General features: G+C 37.8%; 31 protein-coding genes. 2 read left to right on the top strand and 29 right to left on the bottom strand.

The annotated features are described in order from the left end of the window. Nucleotides 1–5 precede the first annotated feature (5 nt). Nucleotides 6–758, top strand: coding sequence for an ABC transporter permease (locus GMD5S_RS0201620; RefSeq protein ID WP_000581972.1), 753 nt, complete (start codon nucleotides 6–8; stop codon nucleotides 756–758). A gap of 38 nt (nucleotides 759–796) precedes the next feature. On the opposite strand, the gene GMD5S_RS0201615 is transcribed toward GMD5S_RS0201620, so the two are convergent. The 28 genes from GMD5S_RS0201615 to aac(6') form a co-directional block, all read right to left on the bottom strand. Continuing rightward, nucleotides 797–1,675 (bottom strand): sensor histidine kinase, encoded by an 879-nt coding sequence (locus tag GMD5S_RS0201615; protein ID WP_000639364.1) that lies wholly within the window; start codon nucleotides 1,673–1,675, stop codon nucleotides 797–799. Further along, complete coding sequence (locus tag GMD5S_RS0201610) at nucleotides 1,672–2,373, bottom strand: response regulator transcription factor (protein ID WP_000146571.1); 702 nt, start codon at nucleotides 2,371–2,373, stop codon at nucleotides 1,672–1,674. Before GMD5S_RS0201610 ends, GMD5S_RS0201615 begins: the two co-directional genes overlap by 4 nt. 106 nt (nucleotides 2,374–2,479) lie before the next feature. Further along, on the bottom strand, nucleotides 2,480–3,217 hold the full coding sequence (locus tag GMD5S_RS0201605) for a TraX family protein (RefSeq protein WP_000759206.1): 738 nt from the start codon (nucleotides 3,215–3,217) through the stop codon (nucleotides 2,480–2,482). Nucleotides 3,218–3,361: 144 nt separating this feature from the next. Beyond that, nucleotides 3,362–4,237 carry an N-carbamoylputrescine amidase gene (gene aguB, locus GMD5S_RS0201600; protein ID WP_001246713.1) on the bottom strand — a complete coding sequence of 292 codons (876 nt, stop codon included), beginning with the start codon at nucleotides 4,235–4,237 and terminating at the stop codon, nucleotides 3,362–3,364. Nucleotides 4,238–4,246: 9 nt separating this feature from the next. Next, on the bottom strand, nucleotides 4,247–5,332 hold the full coding sequence (gene aguA, locus GMD5S_RS0201595) for an agmatine deiminase (protein WP_000969483.1): 1,086 nt from the start codon (nucleotides 5,330–5,332) through the stop codon (nucleotides 4,247–4,249). After that, on the bottom strand, nucleotides 5,329–6,456 hold the full coding sequence (gene nspC, locus GMD5S_RS0201590) for a carboxynorspermidine decarboxylase (RefSeq protein ID WP_000764343.1): 1,128 nt from the start codon (nucleotides 6,454–6,456) through the stop codon (nucleotides 5,329–5,331). Before nspC ends, aguA begins: the two co-directional genes overlap by 4 nt. After that, on the bottom strand, nucleotides 6,456–7,715 hold the full coding sequence (locus tag GMD5S_RS0201585; protein WP_000088790.1) for a saccharopine dehydrogenase family protein: 1,260 nt from the start codon (nucleotides 7,713–7,715) through the stop codon (nucleotides 6,456–6,458). The genes nspC and GMD5S_RS0201585 overlap by 1 nt, the downstream gene beginning before the upstream one ends. Beyond that, a complete protein-coding gene (speE, locus tag GMD5S_RS0201580) occupies nucleotides 7,712–8,572 on the bottom strand; it encodes a polyamine aminopropyltransferase (protein WP_000366710.1) in 861 nt (286 codons plus the stop codon). The genes GMD5S_RS0201585 and speE overlap by 4 nt, the downstream gene beginning before the upstream one ends. Then, on the bottom strand, nucleotides 8,573–10,033 hold the full coding sequence (locus tag GMD5S_RS0201575; RefSeq protein ID WP_000732147.1) for an aminotransferase class I/II-fold pyridoxal phosphate-dependent enzyme: 1,461 nt from the start codon (nucleotides 10,031–10,033) through the stop codon (nucleotides 8,573–8,575). Nucleotides 10,034–10,655: 622 nt separating this feature from the next. Then, nucleotides 10,656–11,210 carry a hypothetical protein gene (locus tag GMD5S_RS0201570; RefSeq protein ID WP_000515982.1) on the bottom strand — a complete coding sequence of 185 codons (555 nt, stop codon included), beginning with the start codon at nucleotides 11,208–11,210 and terminating at the stop codon, nucleotides 10,656–10,658. A 178-nt stretch (nucleotides 11,211–11,388) separates the two neighbouring features. Next, entirely contained in the window at nucleotides 11,389–11,895 is a 507-nt protein-coding gene (locus GMD5S_RS0201565; protein ID WP_000525330.1) for a YfbM family protein, read from the bottom strand. A gap of 96 nt (nucleotides 11,896–11,991) precedes the next feature. Further along, entirely contained in the window at nucleotides 11,992–12,174 is a 183-nt protein-coding gene (locus GMD5S_RS0201560) for a hypothetical protein (protein ID WP_000451083.1), read from the bottom strand. A 21-nt stretch (nucleotides 12,175–12,195) separates the two neighbouring features. Further along, complete coding sequence (locus tag GMD5S_RS0201555; RefSeq protein ID WP_000831843.1) at nucleotides 12,196–13,071, bottom strand: DUF4300 family protein; 876 nt, start codon at nucleotides 13,069–13,071, stop codon at nucleotides 12,196–12,198. 156 nt (nucleotides 13,072–13,227) lie between these two features. Next, nucleotides 13,228–14,967, bottom strand: coding sequence for a glycoside hydrolase family 13 protein (locus tag GMD5S_RS0201550; RefSeq protein ID WP_000423951.1), 1,740 nt, complete (start codon nucleotides 14,965–14,967; stop codon nucleotides 13,228–13,230). A 178-nt stretch (nucleotides 14,968–15,145) separates the two neighbouring features. Continuing rightward, complete coding sequence (locus GMD5S_RS0201545) at nucleotides 15,146–15,637, bottom strand: phosphoribosylanthranilate isomerase (RefSeq protein WP_001086572.1); 492 nt, start codon at nucleotides 15,635–15,637, stop codon at nucleotides 15,146–15,148. Nucleotides 15,638–15,700: 63 nt separating this feature from the next. Next, entirely contained in the window at nucleotides 15,701–16,582 is an 882-nt protein-coding gene (locus GMD5S_RS0201540) for a diacylglycerol/lipid kinase family protein (RefSeq protein WP_000710093.1), read from the bottom strand. Between the two features lie 172 nt (nucleotides 16,583–16,754). Further along, a complete protein-coding gene (locus GMD5S_RS0201535) occupies nucleotides 16,755–17,114 on the bottom strand; it encodes a hypothetical protein (RefSeq protein WP_000841612.1) in 360 nt (119 codons plus the stop codon). A gap of 29 nt (nucleotides 17,115–17,143) precedes the next feature. After that, nucleotides 17,144–17,905, bottom strand: a complete 762-nt coding sequence (locus tag GMD5S_RS0201530) for a hypothetical protein (protein ID WP_001108327.1) — start codon at nucleotides 17,903–17,905, stop codon at nucleotides 17,144–17,146. A gap of 164 nt (nucleotides 17,906–18,069) precedes the next feature. Beyond that, complete coding sequence (locus GMD5S_RS0201525) at nucleotides 18,070–18,732, bottom strand: DUF443 family protein (protein WP_000865033.1); 663 nt, start codon at nucleotides 18,730–18,732, stop codon at nucleotides 18,070–18,072. A 59-nt stretch (nucleotides 18,733–18,791) separates the two neighbouring features. Next, nucleotides 18,792–19,463 carry a hypothetical protein gene (locus tag GMD5S_RS0201520; protein WP_000713811.1) on the bottom strand — a complete coding sequence of 224 codons (672 nt, stop codon included), beginning with the start codon at nucleotides 19,461–19,463 and terminating at the stop codon, nucleotides 18,792–18,794. A gap of 71 nt (nucleotides 19,464–19,534) precedes the next feature. Further along, nucleotides 19,535–20,506 (bottom strand): DUF6892 domain-containing protein, encoded by a 972-nt coding sequence (locus GMD5S_RS0201515; RefSeq protein WP_000481649.1) that lies wholly within the window; start codon nucleotides 20,504–20,506, stop codon nucleotides 19,535–19,537. 297 nt (nucleotides 20,507–20,803) lie between these two features. Beyond that, a complete protein-coding gene (locus tag GMD5S_RS10430; RefSeq protein WP_000900078.1) occupies nucleotides 20,804–20,932 on the bottom strand; it encodes a hypothetical protein in 129 nt (42 codons plus the stop codon). Between the two features lie 40 nt (nucleotides 20,933–20,972). Next, complete coding sequence (locus GMD5S_RS0201505; RefSeq protein WP_000573132.1) at nucleotides 20,973–21,590, bottom strand: SAP domain-containing protein; 618 nt, start codon at nucleotides 21,588–21,590, stop codon at nucleotides 20,973–20,975. Between the two features lie 104 nt (nucleotides 21,591–21,694). Further along, entirely contained in the window at nucleotides 21,695–21,823 is a 129-nt protein-coding gene (locus GMD5S_RS10425) for an ADP-ribosylglycohydrolase (RefSeq protein WP_000899999.1), read from the bottom strand. 11 nt (nucleotides 21,824–21,834) lie between these two features. Continuing rightward, nucleotides 21,835–22,641: an alpha/beta fold hydrolase gene (locus GMD5S_RS0201495; RefSeq protein WP_000668461.1), complete on the bottom strand. Its 807-nt coding sequence runs from the start codon at nucleotides 22,639–22,641 to the stop codon at nucleotides 21,835–21,837. Between the two features lie 154 nt (nucleotides 22,642–22,795). Continuing rightward, on the bottom strand, nucleotides 22,796–23,539 hold the full coding sequence (locus tag GMD5S_RS0201485; protein ID WP_000134973.1) for a CPBP family intramembrane glutamic endopeptidase: 744 nt from the start codon (nucleotides 23,537–23,539) through the stop codon (nucleotides 22,796–22,798). 178 nt (nucleotides 23,540–23,717) lie between these two features. After that, the gene (locus tag GMD5S_RS0201480) at nucleotides 23,718–24,326 is read right to left on the bottom strand and encodes a Type 1 glutamine amidotransferase-like domain-containing protein (protein WP_000662942.1); all 609 of its coding nucleotides are present in this window, start codon (nucleotides 24,324–24,326) and stop codon (nucleotides 23,718–23,720) included. 56 nt (nucleotides 24,327–24,382) lie between these two features. Then, a complete protein-coding gene (gene aac(6'), locus GMD5S_RS0201475; protein ID WP_000348727.1) occupies nucleotides 24,383–24,811 on the bottom strand; it encodes an aminoglycoside 6'-N-acetyltransferase in 429 nt (142 codons plus the stop codon). A 29-nt stretch (nucleotides 24,812–24,840) separates the two neighbouring features. Between aac(6') and GMD5S_RS10420 the strand changes: the two genes are divergently transcribed. Next, nucleotides 24,841–25,131 (top strand): hypothetical protein, encoded by a 291-nt coding sequence (locus tag GMD5S_RS10420; protein ID WP_237738358.1) that lies wholly within the window; start codon nucleotides 24,841–24,843, stop codon nucleotides 25,129–25,131. Nucleotides 25,132–25,287: 156 nt separating this feature from the next. Here the strand turns inward: GMD5S_RS10420 and GMD5S_RS10890 are convergent, their stop codons facing one another. Then, complete coding sequence (locus tag GMD5S_RS10890; RefSeq protein ID WP_368430977.1) at nucleotides 25,288–25,347, bottom strand: IS3 family transposase; 60 nt, start codon at nucleotides 25,345–25,347, stop codon at nucleotides 25,288–25,290. Between the last annotated feature and the right edge of the window lie 2 nt (nucleotides 25,348–25,349).

The following is a 25,349-nucleotide window of genomic DNA, read 5'->3' as shown; positions in this document are numbered from 1 at the left end:
AAATCATGATACATACCATTCAAGCAGATTTTTACCGTCTTTTCCGCTCAAAAGGATTCTGGATTACAGAATTCATTCTCTTTGTACTTATGTTACTGGGTGCTACTATTGGAGCTACAGGGCATCTAATGTCAGTTCAGGCAGCACCACCTGAGCTTCCTACCCATGGTTGGAATGGGATATTAGCTCTAATCAACGCGTCAAATAACGGCTCAAACCTCGTTTTCCTCTGTATTATTCTAGTGTGTTTAGTTCTTGGGGTCGATTTAATCGGCAAGCTTTATAAAAATAGTTTGACAGTTGGCGTTTCTCGTACAGAATTTTTCCTTGCTAAATTCTTTGTACTAGCAAGTATCGCTCTCTTACAACTCATCACCAGTCTTGTGATTGCCTTTATTCCCGCGACTCTACTAAACGGACTTGGTACAATGCCTGATGGTTTTGTTACTAATCTCCTCTTGACGATTTCCCTTCAATTTCTATGCCTACTCGCTTGGCTTTCGATTGTCTCCTTTATTCTCTACCTAACTCATTCTTATCTTGCCGTATTTATTGGTTATCTGATTAGCTCTATTGTCGTTTCTATTCCAATTCTTGTTTTCCCAGACATTGAAATTCTTCGATATTTAATTCTAGATTTTGCCTATGCTATGACTACTAATAGTCAAGCTATTCTCTATACCATCACGGTTTGCGTAACAGTCATACTTTTCTTCTCTTTCAGTGGACTGATTATTTTCAAGAAGAAAAGCTTATAAAAAGGACCTCCTCTAGGATATAGAGGAGGTTTCTTCTGTTAAAGATAAATAAAGACTGAAAACCATTCTCCATCAGTGGCTAGCTTCATTTCCGCTCCAAGAAGATGAACCAATTCCTCAGTAATATAGAGACCTAAACCAGAGGATTCTTCGGTATCTGACATATTTTCAGAATAAAAACGATTGCTGAGATTGTCTATATTCTTGATAGATTTTTTGACTAGGTTATCAATTTTCAAAACAAGGCTATTGTCTTCCTTTTTCAAAGAAAGTCGAGCCTTCTCCTTGCCGTGCTTGAGAACATTTCCAAGAAGGTTTTGTATAATTCGATCAAGCAAGTCCTCATCAGTCGTCGTTTTCAATCCTGGTTCAACGTTAAAATCAAGAACAATCTGTGAAGATTGAAAAACGTCGTAATAAGCTAAAGTCTTTTTCGTTATAAAAGTTGATAAATCAAGTTCTTCCAGTTTCGGTTTGACTGCTCCTTCCATCAAATGACGGTATTCGAGGAGAGCCTCCAACCGTTTGGAAACCAAATCCTGATGATGGGCTATTTTATTTAAGGTTTCTGAACTATTATCGGGGTGTTTTATTAGTTGTTGAGTGTATCCTGAAGCGATTGTTAAAGGTGTCCGAATATCATGAGCTATGTTACTGATTGCCATATCTAGGGTGTGTTTTTCACGCTTCATGATTAGCTGATTTTGCTCCACTACTTGAAATAGATTCTCAATTTGGTTATGTAGACGCAAAATGGTCTTTGAAAAGAAATTTACACCGATCCTCTTCATGCTACCAGAGCGAATCTTTTCTTCAATTTGTCTGCTTAAATCTTTAATTGCTATATGATAGCGAATCAAAGAAATCGCCAAAATGATGTTAATGAGGAGCAATATTGATATCAAAATGTAAATCATTGCTTGTCTCCTTTTAATCGAACACCAACTCCCCAAATGGTTTCGATGTATTCGTGATTTGGATCCAGTTGATGTAGTTTCTTACGGAGATTGCTTAGATGAGTGTTGAGCGTATTGTCTCCAGGCAGGTAACTTTCTTCCCAAATTAATTCATAGAGTTCTTCTTTGGTGAAGATTTTTTTAGGATGCTGGAGCAACATTTGGAGAATCTGGCACTCTTTCTTTGCAAGGCGAATGGTTTCAGTTGTGCTACTTATTTCAAAACTATCCGCATTGAACTGGATATTTTTAAAGTTTTGTACGAGGTTATCAATTTCTCTTCGATCTCCTGACTGATGTTCCCCACTTTGGCGTAATTGCACAGTGACTCTGGCAAAGACTTCGTCCAAATCAAAAGGTTTTACTACATAATCATTGGCACCATCTAAGAGATATTGGCTGATGAGCTTTTTATCACCTAAAGCAGTAAGCATGATGACCGGAGTCTGACTAGTTTGTCGAATAGCTTGCAAGACTTGATCGCCATTTTTCCCAGGGAGCATGATATCTAGCAAGACGAGATCAATGCCACCTTTGTCAAATTGCATGATACCTTCTGTCCCAGAAAATGCTTGAATCACCTCGTGTTCCTCTGCAAGAAGGATTCTTAAGATTTCCTGGATGTCATTATTATCTTCAATTACAAGTATGCTCGCCATAAACCTCGTCCTTTCTAAAACTATTATAACATGTTTTGTTGGGAATTCCAGATACAGAAAAGCTCCTCTCACATTTTAAGCAAGAAGGAGCTAATGAATATTGAATCTACTTAAGCAAATAAGCAATCAAAGTTATAATCCATAGATGAGCTGGGTAGAAAATATAAAAGAAATATTTACTCCAACTAGTTTCTTTTCCTCGCTGTCCATTATACAAGGCCATAAAAGGAAAGACGGTGATAAAGAGCCAGTCAGAATTGAAAAGCATCATTTCCAGTGTTTGGTGCCAAGTGTCGTATATTTGGATGGAAGTCACTAATAAGAAAGCCCACAGAAAGGCATAGAGGAGATTTCGCAAGCCCTTGCGATTTCGACAAGAGTAACTAATCAAGAGAAATGGTAGCATGGTGATGCCACCCTCAGTAAAAAGACAACCGAAAATCAAGAGCCCAGCAAGCCCAATCCGACGCCACAACTTCTCCTTTTTATCCAACTCTTTTCTGGGAAAACCAATCCAAAGCATGGTGACACCGATGGCCAAAGTCAAGAAAATATTATTATTGACCATTACTCCTTTGGATGCAAATAGGGCGTTGAGTAGGCTATTTCCAGCAAACATGATAAGCGCCCAACTCCAAAGACGGATGAGGTAGTTTTTCAAATTTCGAGTATGGATGAAGCCTTCCATAGCCATATAGGCAAACCAAACTCCCACACAACGGGTCAAGGCGTGAAAGATACCTTCCCACAAAGGAGAAACGATTCCGGTAATATGCGGAATATGGTCTAGAACCATTACTGCCGCCATCAGATACTTCAACTGTGTCGCATTCCATTTTTTCATAATAAACCTCTTTCTTTTTAATCTACATAGAGTATAGCATACATTTCCGCGTATAATCGTACACCTATCTTACATTTAAAAAGCCTATCTTACATTTTTGTAAGACAGGCGTGAATACCAAAAATTTATTATGAAAGTTACTTTCTAGTCGGTAATTCGTTGGTACATTTCGGGTCTTCTATCACGAAACAGTCCCCAGTTGAGGCGCTCGCTTGCTCCCTTATCAAGGTCATAAGTGGCTAATAAAACAGCTTCACCTTGTCTTTCAGCTCTCTCTAGAATAGCTCCTGTTTCATCCGTCATAAAGGAGGAACCGTAGAAGTCAAGACTGGAACTCTGTCCACCATTTTCCTCACTAGGAGTGACTTCTTCCAAGCCATAGCGATTGGCTGCAATAACTGGGACAATATTTGCTGCTGCGTGCCCTTGCATGGTACGTTGCCAGTGACCACAACTATCCGTATCTAAGATAGGCTCTGAACCGATAGCGGTTGGATAAAAGAGCAATTCAGCACCATTCAATGCAAGACAGCGCGCTGTTTCGGGGAACCATTGATCCCAACAGATACCGATCCCAATTTTAGCGTAGCGAGTATCCCAGACCTTGAAACCAGTGTTGCCAGGCGTAAAATAAAACTTTTCTTGATAATAATGATCATCTGGTATGTGTGTCTTCCGATAAACACCCAGCACTTCACCATCTGCATCAACGACGGCAATAGAGTTATACAAGACATTGCCATCTTTTTCGTAGAAACTAATGGGTAGAACAACTTCTAGTTCCTTAGCAATCACTTTAAAATGCTGGATGGCGGTATTTTCTGTCACTGACTGGGCATACTGGTAGTAGTCATATTGGCGTTCCTGACAGAAATAGGGACGTTCAAACAACTCGGGTAAGAGAATGATTTGTGCGCCTTGTTCTGCAGCCTGACGTACTAGACGTTCCGCTGTTTGGATATTTGTCGCCACATCCTTGGCGCATTGCATCTGGATCGCTGCAACTTTAACATTTCTCATCTTTTTCTCCTATTCTGGGATTTGTTGGGTGATACAGTGAATATTGCCACCACCTAAGAGAATATCTCTGGCTGGAATTCCTACGACCTTACGGTCTGGGAAACACTTGCTGAGGATATCTAGGGCCACTTGGTCGTTTACATCCTCAAACTGGGGCACTAAGACAGCCTTGTTGGCAATATAAAAATTGACATAGGAAGCTGCAAGACGTTCACCTGCATAACGCTCTTCTTCCCCTTCTTCATAGGTATAGCCTGGTAAATCTTCTTTAGTGACAACTTGACGAATAGCTGGGATAGGAAGCTTATGAATGGTGAAGTGACGCCCTTTTGCATCTGTTTCTTGCTCTAAGAGCTCTAAATCAGCTACTGACATGGCATATTGGGGATCATTTTGGTCATCTGTCCAAGCCAAGACAATCTCTGCAGGACCAACGAAAGCGGCAACATTGTCAACATGTTCATTGGTTTCGTCCTGATAAATACCATAAGGAAGCCAGATAACTTTTTCAGCGCCAAGGCTCTCTAATAAGGTGTTTTCAATTTGCGCTTTAGACAGGTGGGGATTGCGACCAGCGCTTAGTAGGCAACTTTCAGTCACAAGAATGGTTCCTTGACCATCGCTATGGATTGCTCCGCCTTCCAGTACAAAAGGTTTGGCCTCGTAAACAGGTATCTCTAAGAGTTCTGCAAAGCGACTGGCTACTTGGTCATCATCTTCATAATCTTGGTAGAGGCCATCGACTGTACCACCCCAGGCATTAAAAGACCAATCGACTGCCAACTTTTCTCTTTTTTCATTGACGAGAATGGTCGGCCCCGTATCACGCGCCCAGGCATCATTAGTAGGAATATCAAAATAAACAACCTTGTCTCCAAGATAGGATTGAGCTTCAGATAGATGGGCCTGCTCCACCAAAAGATAGACTCTTTCCCCTTCTGCTATGGTCTTGATAATCTGAGTAAATGCTCTTTTAGCAGCCTTTCCTTGGAAGGGCCATGAACCTGGTCGAGTTGGCCAGATCATGAGGGTGCCATGATGGGGTTCATACTCTGCTGGCATACGATAGCCTAATTTCTTTGGACTGTCCATCATGATAATCTCCCTTTAAAGTCTTGATAACCGAAGGCTTTGACTAAGCTGCAGTCTCCCTGCTCGTCCATGAGATAGAGACTTGGCAAGCCAATACCGTTAAAGGTATTATTTTTGACAAATGAGTATATTGCCATGTCTTCGAAATAAAGTCTATCACCGATTTGGACTGGATTTTCAAAGCTATAATCTCCAATCACGTCGCCCGTCAGACAGGTATTAGAAGAAAGTCTATAGGTATGGGCTTTTTCCTGCGGTTCAAATCCATTTCTCAAAGGTGGACGATAGGGCATTTCAAGTACATCTGGCATATGGCAGGTCGCGGAGGCATCTAAAACCAAAATATCCATACCGTTTTCGACAATGTCCAATACTTCAGTTGCTAGATAACCCGCATTGAGCGCAATAGCTTCACCCGGCTCGATATAGACTTCAAGATTGTAAGTTTCTCGAATTCTTTTAATCTCAGAAATCAGCAAATCCACATCGTAGTCTTCTCTGGTGATGTGGTGTCCACCACCCATATTGAGCCATTTAACTTGATACAAATAGGGTCCAAACTGCGCTTCTACTGCTTTCAAAGTTGTCTCTAAATCATCTGAACCTTGCTCACAAAGAGTATGAAAATGAAGTCCGTCCACTAAATCCAACAAATCACTCGGTATCTTGTCTAGGCTAACTCCAAACCGAGATCCCGGAGCACAAGGGTCATAGAGCGCGTGATTTCCTTGAGTTGAACACTGAGGGTTGAGGCGCAAACCGACACTGATACCAGCCTCTCGGCAACGAGCACCATGTTTACGCAACTGTCTCTCTGAGTTGAAGACGATATGGTCCGTTATTTCCAGCAATTCCTCCAAGTCTGCATCCTTGAAAGCTGGAGCAAAGACATGGACTTCCCCCGGAAACTCTTCTCTAGCCAGCTTAGCTTCATAAAGTCCACTAGCCGTCGTACCAGATAGATACTGGCTAATCAAGGGATATGTTTTATAGAGGGAATAAGCCTTTTGGGCAAGTAAAACTTTGCATCCAGCTTCTTCTTGTACATATTTTAGAATGCGACAGTTTGCTTCTAACTTGGCCAAGTCAATGACATAAGCTGGTGTGGGTACTTGTTCTAACTTCATTAGTCCACCATTTGCGGGTTTTCAACCACAACCCAAGGTAATCCATACTCATTCAAAGCTTCCATGAATGGATCTGGATCCAATTCTTCAAGGTTATAGACTCCAGCTTGTTTCCAAGTACCGTTCATAACCAATTTTGTCCCAATCATAGCTGGAACTCCAGTGGTGTAAGAAATTGCTTGTGAACCAACTTCGGCGTAACATTCCTGATGGTCGCAAACATTATAGATGTAGATGGTCTTTTCAACACCATCTTTTACACCTGTAAAGATACAACCGATATTGGTTTTACCAACTGTGCGTGGACCAAGGCTGGCTGGATCTGGAAGCAAGGCTTTCAAAAATTGGATTGGCACAATGTCTTGTCCATTAAAGTTAATAGCATCCGTACGAAGAAGCCCAACGTTTTCCAAGCATTTCATATGCGTTAGATAAGATTGACCAAAGGTCATAAAGAAACGAATGCGTTTGACACCAGGAATGTTCTTGGCCAATGATTCAATTTCTTCATGGTGAAGGAGATACATGTCTTTTTGTCCAACCTGAGGGAAATCATACTCACGCTTGATTGACATGGCTTCGACTTCGACCCATTTTCCATCTTCCCAGTAAGAACCTGGCGCAGAAACCTCGCGGAGATTGATTTCTGGGTTAAAGTTTGTTGCAAATGGATAACCGTGGTCACCACCATTACAGTCTAAAATGTCGATATAGTGGATTTCATCAAAATAGTGTTTGAGAGCATAGGCTGAAAAGACACTAGTCACACCTGGGTCAAAACCAGATCCAAGAAGAGCTGTTAAGCCTGCTTCTTTAAATTTCTCCTGATAAGCCCACTGCCACGAGTAGTCAAAGTAGGCTGTAAAACCAAGTTCCTTACAACGTTTCTCATAGATAGCACGCCATTCAGGGTCTTCCGTATCCTCAGCCTCATAGTTAGCTGTGTCGATATAGTGGACTCCAGTTGCTAAACAAGCGTCCATAATTGTTAAATCTTGGTATGGTAGAGCTACGTTCAAAACAGCTTCTGGTTTGTAGCTTTCAATCAAGGCAATGACTTCTTCTACCTTATCAGCATCAAGACCAGCTGTTTCAATCTTTGTACTTGTTTTACCTTCTAATTTAGCCTTCAAGTCATCGCATTTTGACTTGGTACGGCTAGCAATCATAATCTCTGTAAATGTTTCGCTATCTTGGCAAATCTTTGAAATAGCAACTTGGGCAACGCCCCCACATCCGATAACTAATAAACGACTCATTTTTTTCCTTCCTCTTCTTCTAAAATGTCTTCTACATACTTGGGCAACATAAAGGCTCCCACGTGTAAGTTTGCAGTATAGTATTCTGTGAAAAGCTGGCGTTTTTTCCAGCCTTCCTTGTCAAAATCTTTGATAGGGTGGTATTTTTTCGATGCAAATCCAAATAGCCAATAGCCAGCTGGACTGGTTGGGATATGGGCCTGATAGACTCGGCTGATTGGAAAGGCTTGATTAACCTTGCGGTGCATGCTTCGGCAAGCTGACTCATCTTCGTCAAAAAAAGGACTACCATGCTGGTAAATCATGATACCATCTTCTTTCAAAGCTCTGTAGCTGTTCCCGTAAAATTCCTTGGTAAAAAGCCCTTCCGTATGCCCAAATGGATCTGTCGCATCGTTGATAATGATATCGTAATCATCCTCACAGTTTCGTAAAAAACGAAGCCCATTTTGGTAGTAAATGGTAACACGAGGATCATCTAGCCCTGCAGCAAAGTCTGGGAAATACTCACGACAGACTTCAACCAACATCTCATCCGGTTCCACAATATCGATTTGTTCCAGTTCAGGATAGAGTGTTAATACTTGGGCAACACCCCCGTCACCACCCCCAATAACCAATACTTTCTTTGGATTTGGATGGACAGCCATGGGTACGTGGACGGTCATTTCATTGTAAACAAAATCATCTGCATCTGAAAACAAGACATGGCCATTTAAGATCAATATCTTTCCAAAAGCTGGTGTATCTAATACCTCAATATCCTGCCACTCACTTTTTCCAGCATAGAGTTGCTTGGCTGTTCTCAGGGACAGTTTCACATCTGGAGTATGAACTTCAGAAAACCATAAATCCATCTAGTTCTCCTTTCTCTCAATGATGTTGATGTGATTGACTTCTGGATCTTCCGTCCCTTGGAGGGAGCAACCACGTTCCTTGGCGAATTGTATATAATCCACAATCTCTCGTGTAATCCGTTCACCTGGTGCTAGGATTGGTATCCCTGGAGGATAGCACATGACAAATTCCCCACAGACTTGTCCAACAGAATCATCCAAGGTTAAACTTTTTCTTTCTGAATAGAAGGCTTCTTGTGGAGACAGCACCAACTCGGGCTGGATATATTCTCCAGCAATCAAGTCCTTCCCATCTCGAGAATAGAGTCTCTTAATATCAGCCAAAGCACCGACTAAGCGCTCGATGTCTTGGATGCGGTCGCCAATGGAAATATAAGCTAAGATATTGCCAATATCACCAAACTCGATCTGAATGTCATATTCATCCCGTAAGAGATCATAAACTTCAATCCCTGTTAAACCAATCCCCTGAGTGTAGACTGATAACTTAGTCACGTCAAAATCACAAACCGAGACACCGTCTATTAACTCTTTTGAGTAGGCGTAGTAGCCACCGATGGCATTGATTTCACGACGAGCATACTCAGATAACTCAATAACTTTCTCAAAGGACTCTTTACCACGAAGGGCTAGGTTTCTACGAGAAACATCGAGACTTGCCATCAGCAGGTAAGATGCTGATGTAGACTGGGTCAGGTTGATAATCTGACGAACGTATTCAGGATTCATCTGCTCCCCGATAAGTAAAATGGAGCTTTGGGTCAGACTCCCACCAGACTTATGCATAGAGACCGCCGCCATATCAGCACCTGCATCCATAGCAGAAATTGGAAGTTTATCTGTAAAATGCAAATGCGCACCATGAGCTTCATCCACTAAAACTAGCATGCCCACTTCGTGAGCCATCTCTGTTAATCCTCTCAGATCCGAACAAATCCCATAGTAAGTAGGATTGTTGATTAGGATAGCTTTAGCATCTGGATGCTCCTTAATTGCCTGGGCAACACGGTCATTTTCAAGTCCTAATGCGATGCCGATTTTGGGATCTACACTCATCTCGATATAGATGGGAATGGCACCACATAGAACCAACGCATTGATAGCAGATTTGTGGACATTTCGTGGAAGAATAATCTTATCTCCCGCCTTGCAGGTGGAAAGAATCATGGTTTGAACTGATGAGGTTGTACCTCCAATCATGAGAAAGGCATGGGCTGCACCAAAAGCATCCGCAGCTAATTCCTCCGCATCCCGAATAATCGAAATGGGATGACCAAGATTATCCAAGGGTTTCATAGAATTGACATCAATGCCAACACATTTTTCTCCTAACAGTTCGACAAGTTCTGGATTTCCTCGTCCACGCTTGTGACCTGGCACATCAAAGGGGACAATTCTTTTCTTGCGTAGCTTGACCAAGGCCTCATAAATTGGGGCTTGGTTTTGATCTAACTTCTTCAAGACATACTCCTTTACCATATTTTTAGCACCTCAAGAAGATAAAGGCGACTAAAGGTTGACTTATGAAAAAAGAGCAGGTTTTCACCTGCTCTGCAATCTTCTGACGTGTTTATTTTGGTTTCTGTTGAGTATGTCTGTTCCTGATGTTTCCTAACTCTCTAGTAGCAAATATTACGTACTTTATTGATCGTTTCACAAGATGACGTGTGCTTTCACCACACTAAAATTTATGAATTAGGACAAGCGTCCTAACATCAACTTATAAAAGTAGGCTTTTAACCCTATCAATAATGTGGCTTTTTAACCACGCTTCGGCATTCAACCCTGCCTGTCCGTAGGCATTTTTTACTCGGGTTTATATTTGCTAGAAAACATCATCTCATTTTCTAAGCCTAATAACTATATCATGTTTATAAGAACTTGTAAAGGATTTTGTGAAACTTTTTTAAAGAATTTTGTTTTTTGTTCGCAAAATATTATTCAACAATAAAAAGAAATCGTTTTAAGTCGTTATCTGCATAAGAAAAAAGGAACTACAGACATTAACTACTTCAATAATTCTTAAAGTATAACTTGATATTGAAAATCAATTCTTTTCATCAGATTTCATAAATATTTCCAGCTAGGAAGTAGGAATCAACTGCTCCAATTCTACTTCTGAAAGCTGTCCTTGATTGTAAAGTTTTCTAAGTAAGTCCTCATCTACGGTAATTGAATAGTAATCCGTCACAAACTCATGAAATTTCTCAAAACTTTCAAAGAAATAGGATAATAACCATTCACCACCGTCCTGATCTTGGTAGGTATTTTGATGCTCTTGACCGTCATACCAGATAAAGAAGGTTGTTTCGTCTTTTTGTTCTTCTGAGTATAGGTTTTGATACTTTTCATCCAGCCCTTTATAAAATCCGTCTATGATGTCTTGATTCCACTCATCCGCAGCAAATTGACTCAAACTACTTTCATGATCAAAGCCCTTTATAAGGATCATTTTATCAGTCAAAATCACATCTAGAGAATCACCAGAACCGTTGTTGATAAGGTAACGGATCCCATAGCTTTCCTCAGTCTTAACGATCAATCGAAGCCAGGTCTTGTTTGGATCTGTTCGATACTCATCAATGACAAGCAAGGCATCTAAACGCGTCTTTGCATTTTCCCATTCAATTTTTCCCATCTCTTTAATCCTCCATCTTAAAGTTTAAAATTTATTATGCTTACAAATTCTATAACCAATTTCTATCTATCCCGTCCGACTACACGGTGGAATATTTCATCCACCAGACAAATCATCAGGTGTTCGATTTTCTAGATGTGCATTCATCAGGCACCTGACTAACAGTTGGTAAAAGTAGTTAACAAATAGTCACTAGGACATTTCCTTTGAGAGTTAAGATTTTCTTATAAAAGTCCTTCATTTTTACAAAACAGGTTCGAATATCATCCTTGATTTCTTCCTCTTCATCAAGATAATCCCAAATATCGGGATACAAATCTGCCTTCTTGCATGCTTCCATGCTAAAGTTAGCTAAAGCCCTATCCATGTCAAAATTCTCTAATGCTTGAACAATCTCAGCTATCTTTGAGTGTTCAGTATAGGCTATATACTCCGATACATTTTCTAAAGGAGTTACTCCCAAGACAGCTTCTATCAAGGGGCCGTCATCCATAAATTCTGAACTACTAAAACCTGTCATAACAAAGAGCAAGGCATCCCACATTTTGTCAATATCTATCAACGTATCGTTTCCCTCAGGATAATCCTCTACTAAGTCAAGTAAATCCTCTTCCTGACAAGAATAGCGCTTTATTTGGCTTAATTCATTGTCAGATAGATATTGATAATTAGCAATCATTCCCATAATGTTTCCTCCTATAAGTTCCTTAGAATAGCACTAATGTTACTAGTTCCCTTTCTTGAGAAAGGCAAGAAATCTACTGTTTTTGGACTCTCCTCCTTATTTCCATTCCTCATCTTCTATCACTTCCCAGACTTCTGACTGATAGCCCTCACCATCTATATCATAGCGCTGCATATAGCCAAAAAATCTTTCTTTTTTATTTGCCTTACGAGACTTGAGAATGTTTACAGCCCAGACTCCGATAAGAATGACAACTAAAAGCGCTACTACTGTCTCCATACTCCTTCTCCCTTGCCTACCTTAATATCCTTCAACCCACTTTTCATTGTCCATGATGAAAGGCTTAGCTAGTCCGTCACCTGTGTAATCCGCATATTTGGTGGATAGATACTTGTAACAGTCTTCCTTGCTCGCAAACTTAATAGCTTGATAGGGCTCTACAAAAGTCAGTTTTTCAACAAATAAGAAACCATCATCAGCTGGCACTAAAATACCAACATGCCCGACAAAAAGAAACTCTCCATCCAAATTATCATGCAAGACTACAGACAGCATTCGAGCTTTGTCATTAAATTGAAACTGGGAAAAGAATTTCTCCATCTTCTGCGCGTGAACTTTTACATCCGTTGTCGCTTCTGTCTCCACCCTAGAAAATAGAATATTAAACTCTTCCTTATCTTTCTCATCAAATACTTTTCCCTTATCGATAGCATCATTATCCACAAAAAGTAGCTGATCATTCTTTTCAAGTTTTGGGATCGTGACTGAATTTTTTAATAGCGCATAGCTATTGATACGGCAGTTGGTCCCGACAAAGTCACCCTTCTTTTGTGTCCACAAATTGCTGATTTTCTCTACATCGTATTCCGTTTTTGTAAAGGAGGCAAAATCACCACTTAAGCCAGTGGAGCCGACAGTCGCATTATAGTCTGTAACAAGATTGAAAAATGCTTCAACACTATTTGGGTCCAAGTGAGCTGATAAGAGAGATTTGACCTCTTCGGTACTGACTTGACCGTTTAGATTGGAATATGAAGCCGTCCAAGGAACTTTATCTGAACTGGTCTGTGTCTGATTTGCAGCTTCAGTGCTCGTATTATTTTGCTGACAAGCAGCCAAGCCAAGAAATAAGGGCAAACACAGTCCCAAGGCTACTACTTTTCTCGTTCGTTTCATGCAATTCTCCTTCTAGACTACAAGTCTCTTTTTCATTTTAAACACCATTCACTAATCATTCAGCTAGTAATCGTTGACTTAGCTATATTATACTACATAAGTCAAAAAAAGACCGCACGAATCACCCATTCATTACAGCCTTTTTAATCCTATTTTTTATTGAATGACGAAACCTTTAGGCAAAATCGCCAGTTGCAGTCCCAATTCTTGGCAATGACTGGCTAGCACTACAGAATCACGGTCTACAAGATAGTTTTCACTTGATTGGTTAAAAATAGCTTGGACCTTTTGTCCATCATAATCCCATTCAAGAGCTAGCATGTCCGGCTTAATTTCTTTTAGGCTATAGGTGCCATGTTGGATAATGCCTGAAACCTCCTTACGAAGCTGAATCAATTTCTTCATGAAGTTCAGCATGTCATTACTGTCTGAAACACGGTCCCAAGGCATGACACGGCGACAATCTGGGTCTGGTCCGCCACCTAACTCCAACTCCGTTCCATAGTAGAAACACGGTGTCCCTCTTTGTAAAAAGAGACAAGCAAGGGCAGACTTAACGAGTTGGACATCTCCCTTGGCAGTAGCCAAAATACGCTCCGTATCATGCGAATCCAGAAGATTGAACATCACTTCCGAAATCTGTTGTCTATAGTACATTGATTGGCTATTGATCTCATCGATGAATTGAGGTGACTTCTTAGTCCCTCGCAAGAAATAATCCTTGATGCTGTCGGAGAGAGGATAATTCATGACTGCGTGGAATTCATCGCCATTTAGCCAAGGCTGAGAAGTGTGCCAGACTTCTCCAAGAATATAAAGGTCAGGCTTTTTAGCCAAGACAGCCTTACGGAAATCTCTCCAAAATTGATGGTCTACTTCATTGGCCACATCCAGGCGCCAAGCATCAATATCAAACTCTTCAATCCAGTAGGTCGCAACTTTTAACAAATAGTCCCTCACTTGAGGATTGGCCGTATTGAGCTTGGGCATATAGCTGGCAAAAGCGAAGGTATGATAAGGGAGTTTTCTTGGATTTCCAAGCTTATCTTTGGTCACGGGAAATTCTTGAACATGGAACCAGTCTTTATATTCCGACTTTCCACCATGCTTGAGAACATCCTGCCACTGCAGAGACTGATCCCCGATATGATTGAAAACAGCGTCCAGCATGATTTTCATCCCTCTCTGATGGGCCTCCTCCACCAGTTTACGAAAAATTTTCTTATCTCCAAAATGATGATCTATTTCGAAATAATCCGTCGTATTATACTTGTGATTGCTTGGGGATTCAAAAATCGGACAGAGATAAAGACCTGTAATCCCTAAGTCTTGCAAGTAATCCAGATGGTCAATAATGCCCTGTAAATCACCACCAAAGAAATCGCTCGTCTTTGGCTTGATAAAGGAATCCCAAGCTAGCGCACCTTCAGGTGAAATCTCAGGATTGCCATTAGCAAAGCGTTCTGGGAAAATCTGGTACCATACCATCTCTGCTACCCAGTCAGGAACATGGCAAGCATCAATCTCATGGATATACGGAATTTTAAAGCCATTTCCTTCATAATGAAGGTTTTCTAGCGTATTTTCAACACATCCCTTATCGCCATACAAAATACTCTGACCCTGCTTATCCTTGAGTTCAAAGAGATACTGGAGTCGTGCATAGCCAACTGAAACTTCCGCTTGCCAGTAATCAAATAAGACATCAGAAGTTACTTTGACCATCTCCTTGATTGCTTCATAATGGTCCTCTAAAAAGATAAAAGTGTCTCCATAATGCAAGTTGATGCTTTCTATATCATCTTTCTTGGTCCGGATACGAATGTGCATTGTCTTATCCTTATAAAGGTACGCATACTCTGACTCTGGTCTATGGTAAATGGCTGTTAATTCCATTGTTCTGTCTCCTAGTTTACTTTTATTCATCTTGCTGCGCAAACGTTTTCATTATTGTGATTCTAGTATACTACTTTAAAATTTTATTTTCAAGACTTGTCCGTAGTTTCGAGTGGATTGTTTTTGAGAATATAAAAAAGCAGTAAGATTTAATACCTACTACTTTCTGATTGATGATTTACAAATGCCTTTCAAGCCAATCTATCTTTTTAAAATCTTTATTATTATTGTGGTCATTTCGATAGGAATCTTGGGAAGAAGCCTTGTATATACTGAAATACTGTTCCAAACTTGGAACACGAAACGTGATGTCCTCGAGATGAATCAACTCTATATCTGATTTCGAAACTCCTGCAAAATCAGGTAAGGAATCGATACTTCCAAATTCAACGCTCACATCATCTTTTTGGAATTCGTGCTCGTGAATATCTACCAAGGTATAGCCTAAGTGGTTCATCACTTTCATTATCTTGTCCCAGTCATAAATCCTGAGATGATCAGGCGCTTCCCAGCCTCTAGGATCTCCAGAGACATGAATGTCAATGTCAGACGGCTCCCAATCTTCATTTGAACGGTATTCAAAACCCAAAGACCCCATGAGCGTGGGTGTGATTCCAACTTGGTTTAAATGAGAACAAATTGTTCGAAATTCATCAAATAGAGAATTCATCCTTCCTCCAATCTTTGATATAAAACTTTATTTCTCAGTGAAAGACAAACTTGTTTCTATCTTCTACTCTTTCGGTTGTGAAAAAACTTCAATATGCTGGCCCAGTACCTTAATCTCTACAGGTAGGTTATCCGACTTATCGCCATCAACATCTGACTCCAACTCACTATCTGAAGAGATTTTAATAGTACGAGCTCTGATATACTCAATATTATCATTGCCGACAACATCGCCTTTTAGTAAATCAGGAATGACGGATAATTTAGAGAATAGAGAAGCATCTTTTAGAATCAAAATATTGGCATAGCCGTCTTTGTTTTCTTCAAAGATTTTCTTATCAGCGAAGTAATTTGTCAAGAGAACCAAAACATGACTCGCTTCACCATCATAATTTCCATTTTCTGTCTCAACCTTAATGTTAAAGACCTGATCCGTCATCACAGACTTCATGGTATTTACAGCATAGGCTAATATACCGAATTTTGTCTTGTCCTCGATCTCCACATTGTGAATCGCCTCAGGCAGAGAACCGATACTAAAGATATAACCAAAATAGTTATCATTTGCTTTACCGATATCAATCTTGTTGGTTAAGTTAAAATCAAGTTCATCAATCGCACCATCGATGTCTTGATTGATTTCCAACAGTTTCGTAATGAGGTTACCTGTACCGCCTGGGATAATCCCTAACTTAGGAATGTAGTCTCTCTCAGCAATACCCGAAATGACTTCATTGACAGTCCCGTCTCCACCGAAAACAACCACTGCATCGTACTGCTCACGAGAGGCTTCCTCAGCAAAGTGTGTTGCATCCAGCGCTTTTTCAGTAATTTTGGTTTCCACGTGCTCAAAATAATCTTTGGCCTTATTCTCCAGCTTGACCTTATAATCCAAAGCCTTTTCCCCACCAGAGGTAGGGTTTATAATTAACATTGCTTTTTTCATTGATAATACTCCTTAATTTTTAAATAGAAATGTTAGTGTAACTACATCAGTCATTACATATAATGCTATTATATAATGAAACCTCAAAAAATAGAAATCAGACGTACCGGAGATTGAGAGAATCAGTTCTAAAAAAGGTTGGATATGTTGAAAATGATAAATACCTTCTAGTTTATTCTTTTACCAATCGATTAAAATCAACCAAATATAAAATCCCAGCAATAAGAGCAAAAATTGCTGAAAAAAATGAAAGGAAGGGGATAAAACCTGTGATAGATGCAACTAAAAGAAACAAAAAGCTTTTCTTACGACCATTTGATTCTTTTCTATAAATGAAAATTGCAAGTATGGAACAAACAAGAAATATAAAACTAATTAAATTTACTGAAAAAGCCCATGCTGGTTTATCAACAAAACGAAGAGCCCCATTGATAAATCTTATCTCCCATCTATAGAAAAATGCAAATGCAATAATGGGAGAGCACGTTAAAGCAAAAATTCCATTAAAAAAAAATAAACTGTTTGATTTCATATTCAATCCTTTCCTGTACTTATTCATCGCTAATTAATAGATTCACTTTTTAAAAATTCTTTAGACTTCTGGACGATATAGAGCTGTTCATCTTCTTGAGCGAGTTTTCTAAACAATTCATTCGCCCTAGTCATATCTCCTTTTAATTTAGAGTTCAAGGCTTGATAGTAAATGATTTCCAATTGTTGATATTTAAACTCGTTTTCTAATTCTTCAAAGTAATCATTGGATTGATGAGCAATTGTTAAATCGTAAAGTGCAATACTCACGCTTTTTGTTTTCTCGGCTAGAGAGGAATCTGATATGGACATTTTGTTTAGCATAAGATCAAGCTCATCTCTGGTTAGGTTAGGATTTGCAAGAACTGTCGAGCGAATGAGGTAACTCTCTAAGGAATCCCTGTATTTTGGCTTCAGTTTTTGATCAGTCGTTGCTTCAGAAGCCTCCTTAATGGCAGCATCGAAATCACCAATCATATAGGAATACCCAACAGATGTTAGTGTCACATCCATTTTTATAATAGCTCTTTTTGCATCTTTCTTCAATTCAATGTATTGCTTCCAAGATGGTAAATCTAAGTCCATATACAGTAACTTAGTACCACTCCTTACATACCCTCTTCTGATTAGTGCAATGAAAAGAAATAAGAGTGCATTTATGAATAAAATACAAAGGGTTTGAATAGTCCTATCTTTCACCATCCAAGCTACAAAAAGAATGAGAAGAACAGCCAAAACAATCACGACTTTTCTATAAAATCCATATTTCTTGCGTATTTCTAAATAATTCATTTTTACTCCTTTTCTAAATTATAAAATGTCATTACGAGAGCAGTTCTGAACCTTAAATGAGTCATTGACTAACAAAATGCTCTCTAATCAGTTCCCTAATTTTTTCTGATAGAATAGCCCAATGTGACCTGCAAAATAGGATCATAAACAGCTTTCATCTTAATTTATAACTTCTCTATTCTATCAAAAATAATCTCTTGCTTTTCGACACTTTCTCGGAGTGGTGACATGCCTAAAATCACTGTAAAAAATCCCAATAATAGAATACTATTAATAACAAGTAAGGCTCCCTCTGTTCCATTAACAGTATATAGATAAAATACAAAACATCCAAGAGTCGGAACAAGGATAAAAGGAAGAAGTTTGTAATGTTTTAATTGACGTTTATTTCCAACTGGTTTAAAGGTTATTTTATAATTTGTAACGTTATTCTCAAGTCTTTTTTGGACGCTATGACGAGCTCTTATGGCAATGAACCAGAAAGCAAGATAAGCTAGGGAAATGAATAGGCCATATAAGCCTATCTTTAAAGGAAGGTTATGACTAATCCCATTGTTTCTAAAAAAATTTGTCACAAGCCGATAGCCAGATCCCCCTATTGCTGTACCAATTGCAATCCCAATTGATTTACTCATAGTTGGAGCTACACTCTCAAAACGCATATCTCTTTTATCTAACTTTTGCATTTTTGCAGTAATTTCATCGGGAAGAGAACCCCAGAAATAGGATTTTGGTCTAACAGTCGTCAAATCTAGAATATACTTTTCTCCCTCTACTTCTACTATTTTGAAAAATACTTTATTCGTTTCTTTAAATTTTACCTTCATAGTCACCTTTAAATCCTTCTCAGAGTTAAAAAACTCTTTTCAATAACATTCCTAAATCGTTAGCCCCGTTTTTTAATAATAGTTAAACCAATTTTGACAGACATCTCTTTCGATGTTAACTGTATTGTGATCCCATAATTTGTTTTATCTGAGTAATTTACCCTGATTTGGCATGTAGTTTCCTCTGGTAGATCATATTTGATTTTCAGTTTCTGAAAGAGTTCAGACTGAGTTTCTGGCTGGTAGATAATTTCACTAAGCTCTGTTGTTCCAGTTCTTAACGTTCTTTTTACATTCAAGGAGTCAAAAACATCTCTTTTGACAACTAAGTTAAGAATTTCTTCATCAAATAAAGGATCTATCGCTGAATCGTAATGCAACTTGCCATTAGAATAACTAACGGGAACCGTTTTTTTATTTTCTCCGATTTGTATTCTATAGTCGCCCTTACCATCTGCCTTGGTAATGTCTAGGTCGATTTCACATCTTTTGACTTCGTCACCATTTTTTATATAGACGCTGCTTTTATAAGCTTCCAGCCCATTAAAATCCTTCTGCTCTTGTTCCAAAAATTTAAACATAGGATCAAACGTTTTTTCAAACTCGTACTGTTCCCTTGTTCTGTTTTTGGGAATGGTTTCACCACCCAAACTACAAGCATTCAATGAAGATGCTGTCATAAGAATAACAAGAACCCCAGTTACCCATAAACACCATTTAAACTTTTTCATATTTTACTTAATCCTTTTTTCGAGTCATAACAGTAAGATTTTTTCAAAAATTTATAAATGTTTAGTTAAACTTACACTAGTTCTACGTCGACTCCAGCTTTAGCAAAAGTTTCCTTAACTTGTTCAAAATTACTTGACATGATTGTCGCTTGTTTTAAATTTGGGAACTGCTTTAATTCAACCAAACTAACCTCATTCAAATCAAAAGTACTATCCTCACCATCCCACTGAGGAATCAGATTCATAAAAATTTCATTACCGCCATCCATATCAATCTCTTTTACAAGACTTGCATACTTCTGTGAAATCTGAAGATTTTTAAAGTATTCTAAGGCAGGCTCTACAAGTTCTGTACTTTCTGTATCAATATCCAACTCGCTAAATTCCTCTGAAAAATCAAAAATATCAAAAGCTGGCTTTAAAATATCTAAATCATACATCAATACTTGGATAATAGCTAGTTTAAAATTCAGATTATCAAAATGAAGATATTTTTCTTGAACAACTTTTGGATTTGATTTTTGACGTTCATGCTTGATTTCTGGATAGTAAGAAATGGTGAGTGGATATCTCATTACATCTGGTCTTCCATTAAAATTGGTTCCATGAGGGGTCCATAAAATAAAATTGAAATCCCCAGTTCTGTGTCTATCATAAAGAAAATAGGGAGGCTTCCCATCAGTGGATACTACGGCTTGACAAGGCATCTTGGGTAATTCTTCTTCTCCAAACATAGGTTTTACAACATCACCATAGTAGAAACTGATTGTAGAAAGTAGATGCTCATCATCAATATAGACCCTGCATTTCTTTAAATGATTCCGGATAGAAGACGAATGTTCAAATACAATACCAGCATTGTCGTAAACGTACTTTATGTATTTACTTTCTTTTTTGACAACCTGATCAGGCTTTCCTAACACGGCCTCAATATCTTTCAAAGATAAAGGAAAAGACAAGCTGGTTCCGTTCATTACCATTGAATTGTCATGAAAATTGATTTCGAGGTTTTTAGGATCTTTCTTTTTAAAAAAATTAAACATTCGATTCTCCTATTTATAATTTGTTTATCTAAATGCATCAAATCTATTTTTCTAACGTTAGAAAATTTACTGTATAAAATAAGGTTTTGCCGTATTTTTCGTCCGTAGGATTAAAAAAGCAGGAAGCCTTCTGAAAATTAATTACTCTTCACTAATAGACTTACCGCCTCAACATGATGCGTTTGTGAAACTCAAAAGGTTCGGGGAGTTCAAAGCTCCAGTGGAGCTTTGAAGCCTTCTTGCGTTAAAATGAAAAGGTGAGAGGATTAGCTACGTTTCACTAACAAACTCAGACACTCAGCGGTTCGAACTTACCGTATCATCTGTAAAAAAGCAGTCTTTCCGAAATAATGGAAAGTCTTTCGTTTTGATATTGTTCCATTCATAAACTGAACCTACAATATCTCCAACTATTGCTCCTAGCATGGTATTCCTCCTTACAAACTATTAGTTTAGACTGACATTTCTACTTGACATACTCGTCTATTTTATCAGCATATTTAGTTAAAAGATTCTTTGAATAAATTTTTGCATTACTTGAATTTCTAACTTCTTTCCAAAGAATAGAAGCTACTTTTAGTTTATTAGAGTAGTTGGCACTATTTTCGTCTGCACAGAAATCCTTTAGAAATTGATTCCATTGACAAACCGAATGATCATACTTGGCATAATCTGAATCTCCATAATAGACTTTTAGCATATCTTGGATTGTGAAATTCAAATCATTTTCTTTTTTTACTTTTCTCCAAGCTGTAGCCATATCAGCAGTAAATTTAAAGGGCGAAACACCTGTTAAAGTTGAGAAATATTCTCTAAAGTGTGCATTAAAGGAGAATCCACATTCAAGTAAGGGCGAATCTAAGGTAACGACTTCTACTCGTTTCTTATTTTTTTTTACTGATGACTTTTTAATCAAATTCCCCTTGAAGTACTGCTCAATAATATCATTGAGTTCCTGTTTTGTACCTCTATATTCAAGTCCTAATGACCTGCATATCTGTGAAAGTTCATCACGATACCAGTAATATTTATTAAATTCATCAAAGGATGAGATTTTTTCAAACATAGGTCTGCTTTCTATCAATATTTCACCTCCTTAAAAACAGTTTAGGTTTTCATCTCAAAATAATGGAGTTTTAGTTTCTTTATTTTGAGGATTAACTACGTTTCACTAACAAACTCACACACTCAGCGGTTCGAACTTACCGTATCATCCGTGAAAAAACAATCCTCACAAAATAAAGGAAAATCCTTCGTTTTGATATTGTTCCATTCGTAAACAGAACCTACAATGTCTCCAATAATTGCTCCTAGCATCCGTTTCCTCCTTATGGCATATCAGATTCGTTACACATTTCTAATGAGTCACTCTTTAAAAATGGCACCACCAAATCAATCCACTCATAAGGCAGGTAAGCTGATAAATAGCCGTGATTATAGCCCTTTGCTTCATACAAAATTGTATTTGAATGTAGCTGATGAAATAATTTCGCTGATTCTTTCACACAGTTCAATTCTTTTTCACCATAAATATACAGAACCTGAGCCTTGCTAGCAGAAATCATATCTTTCAGCTTGTAACATCCCATATAGTTTTTGTAAATGGTCACCAATGTTTTGATAGGCGTCCTTGGCAAATCCTCCAAATAATAAGTTTTTATTTCCTCTGGATAAGCCAGTTTAGGATAGAATTTGTTCATCATGCTTAACTGAAGTTTGCAAGAGAATTTATTGAACATCAGTTTACCAAATAGAGACACTAGAAAGATGCTGATTTTAGCTAACCTTAGTTGAGGAATGCAGAGGCTTCCATCTATGATGGCCTTCTCAGCAATTTCACTGTCTAAAGACAAAAGCTCCATAGCAATTTGACCACCAAGCGAAACACCACCGATTGCAAACAATTTCCCACCACAGTTTGCTTTGATATAGTCCAGAATCTCCAAAGCAGAATCTTCAGTAGAAACATAATCAACTTGATATTCCTCGCCGTGGCCATTCAAAGTGGGTAGAATAACACGGTATTCTTCTGACAAGATTCGTGCTTGACGAAGATAATTCCACCAAGAACTTCCACCACCATGTATCAGTAAAATAGGAGGCAAATTCTTATCACCAAATTCATGGAATTTCATGTTTAAACTCCTTACTGTAGAACTTTCACTAGCTACACCCATGTTTAATCAGCTCGTACAAGCAGTGATGTCTCATCAAATAGAAAAGTCTCTAACATTGATTATCTAGAATGATCACACGTTACTTTCAATAATGGATATCCTGATCTAAATTTTAAAATGTTGTTTCCTTACTAATTCTATTACTCGCCAATATAGTATAAATCAAATAACCAATAAAAATGATAATAAAAATAAGATTAATTTTTAACACAAAATAGAGATTTAACAAATTTGCGAATGCATGAAATAATACACAGTATCCCACAGATTTCGTTTGACGGTAAAGAAGCCCTAAAACAAAACTTAAAAATAATGTATATATAAAAAATAAAATAAAAGGAAATCCTTGATGACTTTCTCCAACTATAAACCATAAAGGCAGATGCCATATTCCCCAAATTGATCCTACAATCAAATTAGATTGCCAATAAGTATATTTTTTATCAAGTAATGGTTGTAATATTCCTCTCCATCCTAATTCTTCATGTCCACCACCAAAAAAAATTAGTTGTATAAAGAATAATGGCATCAGATAAATTGATACTCCGTTTAATTCTAAGGAAGATACAGAAAATAGTATCAAAATTGCTAACATATGATAAATGAAATAAATACTGCTATTTTCTAACTTATTAAATAAAAAATGTTTAAATTTTATATTATTACTTTTTAAATAAAAGCCACTTGCAATAGCTGGTCCAAGTGCACCAACTATATGTAATATTCTTCCTATAAATGTCTCTAATCCCAAAATATAAGATTGTGTAAATATGGCAAGAAGCCCCCAAGCTATATAAGTAATTCCAAATGTAAAACAAAGATAATTTTTTAAATTCCTTTTATCAATTTCTGTCATTTTTTTCTTCCTAATCTTGATTATTTTATGAATAATATTTTTACTGCTTCTTAGTTGCTATCGATTATAACTACCTATATTCTATCATAAAAACACAAAAAAGCCTTACAATCAAGGCTTTTCACTATTCATTTCGTCAATACTTTAGTTTCGTAGATTCAGATTCGCATGATTAAAACTAGTCAATTTTCTCAATAATGTTTCCAAGTCTATCCAATACAAGACAGGAATGATCATTTAGTGGAATTATGGGAACACTGACAAGTTCTTCTGCTCTATCCTTATTAGCTTTATCATTCCAGGAATCATAATGGACACTAATTAAAAACTGACTAAAGAGTCCTAATCCATTTTTTATCTTTATCTGATGATCTGAATTATCATTAGGTGAGACATATACTTTTTCTCCTAATAATAGGGCTCCTGCAGAAAACCCTATAACTTTTGCCCCTTTATTAAGCATATGATCGATATAATTTTTGAACTCCTGATTGACATAAGTAGCTATATATTTTTCCGTATTTCCTCCACCAATGATAATTAGATCAGCATCTAAATAGCTATCAAAATCAATCTGCTCAGTGTCCAAAAGTAAGTAATCAGTGTTTAGATTAGGAAATTGACTTTGGAAAACTTCTGTGTACTTTTTCATATAGGGTTGCCAATTATCTCGAAAAACCGTAAAAATAACAATTCTTTCAATCTTGCTTGATAATACAATTTTATCAACAATGCTATATTTCGTTATTGGGGGATTCCCACCCATCAAAAAAATTTGTTCTTTCAAGTTAACACACTTTCTAAAGATACATAAAGTTTAACAAGTTTATTCACGTTTCTAAATTATAATTTTTTCTTAAAATGAATAATTCTACTTGCCTCCTGAAATCCAATATTGAGATGAAATCTTATAGAATCCGTATTCGTTAAAGTACAGTCACTTGCAAATTCCTTACATCCTTTATTTTTCGCCCATTCCTCACATTTTGTACAGAGATTTTTAGCAATATCCTTTAAACGATATTCCTCATCGACAATAATCCCTTCTAAGAATCCAACAGGACTATATTTACAACCTTCAACATAATCAAATCTGAGGGAACATAATGCTAGACCTACAATTGTGTTACCTTCAACTTCAGTAAAGATTGCAGTATTTTTGCCATTCGTATATTTTTTTACTTCATCAAAAGCTTCTTTATCGGTCAATTGGGGCCATAATTGTTTTATTAGTTTAGCCGTTTTTATAGAATCTTTTGTTATTCCATCCATATTGATGTTCCTCCGGAAATTACAAGCAAATGTTTCGAATCACGCTGTTACTTTGTTACTCATTGATTGATACCAATACCATCCCCTTCTACTTTTCGACTGTCTCAGATCGGAAGAGCAGAGCCATGCACTCAGCGGTTCGGACTTACCGTATCATTTCGTCGGTTTCCCTCCTCATTTTACGAGTCCTATCCCATGGGCGGAGCATCTACTCCTACTTCGCTGATGCCTCAGCTCGTACAACAGTGATACCGCCTCAACATGTGCTGATGTTAGCTTCCTATACTATGAAACGAAATATAGCGCATCCGAATATTTGAATTAAACCATTAAACGTAACTATCACCTTTCAAATTGGTTTTTCTTCCTTCTAACTAAAAATTTGCCACTCATACTACTGTCTTCTTCAGGAGTAAGGTTGAGGTTACCAAAAAGAGCCGTTTTGTGTACTGACCCCAAAAAGTTAGACAATTAATTTAAGTAAAGGATTTAGTTCTGTATTGCACAGGACTAAGTCCTTTTAGTTTGACCTTAATTC

The organism is Streptococcus sp. GMD5S (assembly GCF_000298715.2).
GTDB lineage: Bacteria > Bacillota > Bacilli > Lactobacillales > Streptococcaceae > Streptococcus.
This window is presented reverse-complemented; position numbering and strand designations above follow the sequence as displayed.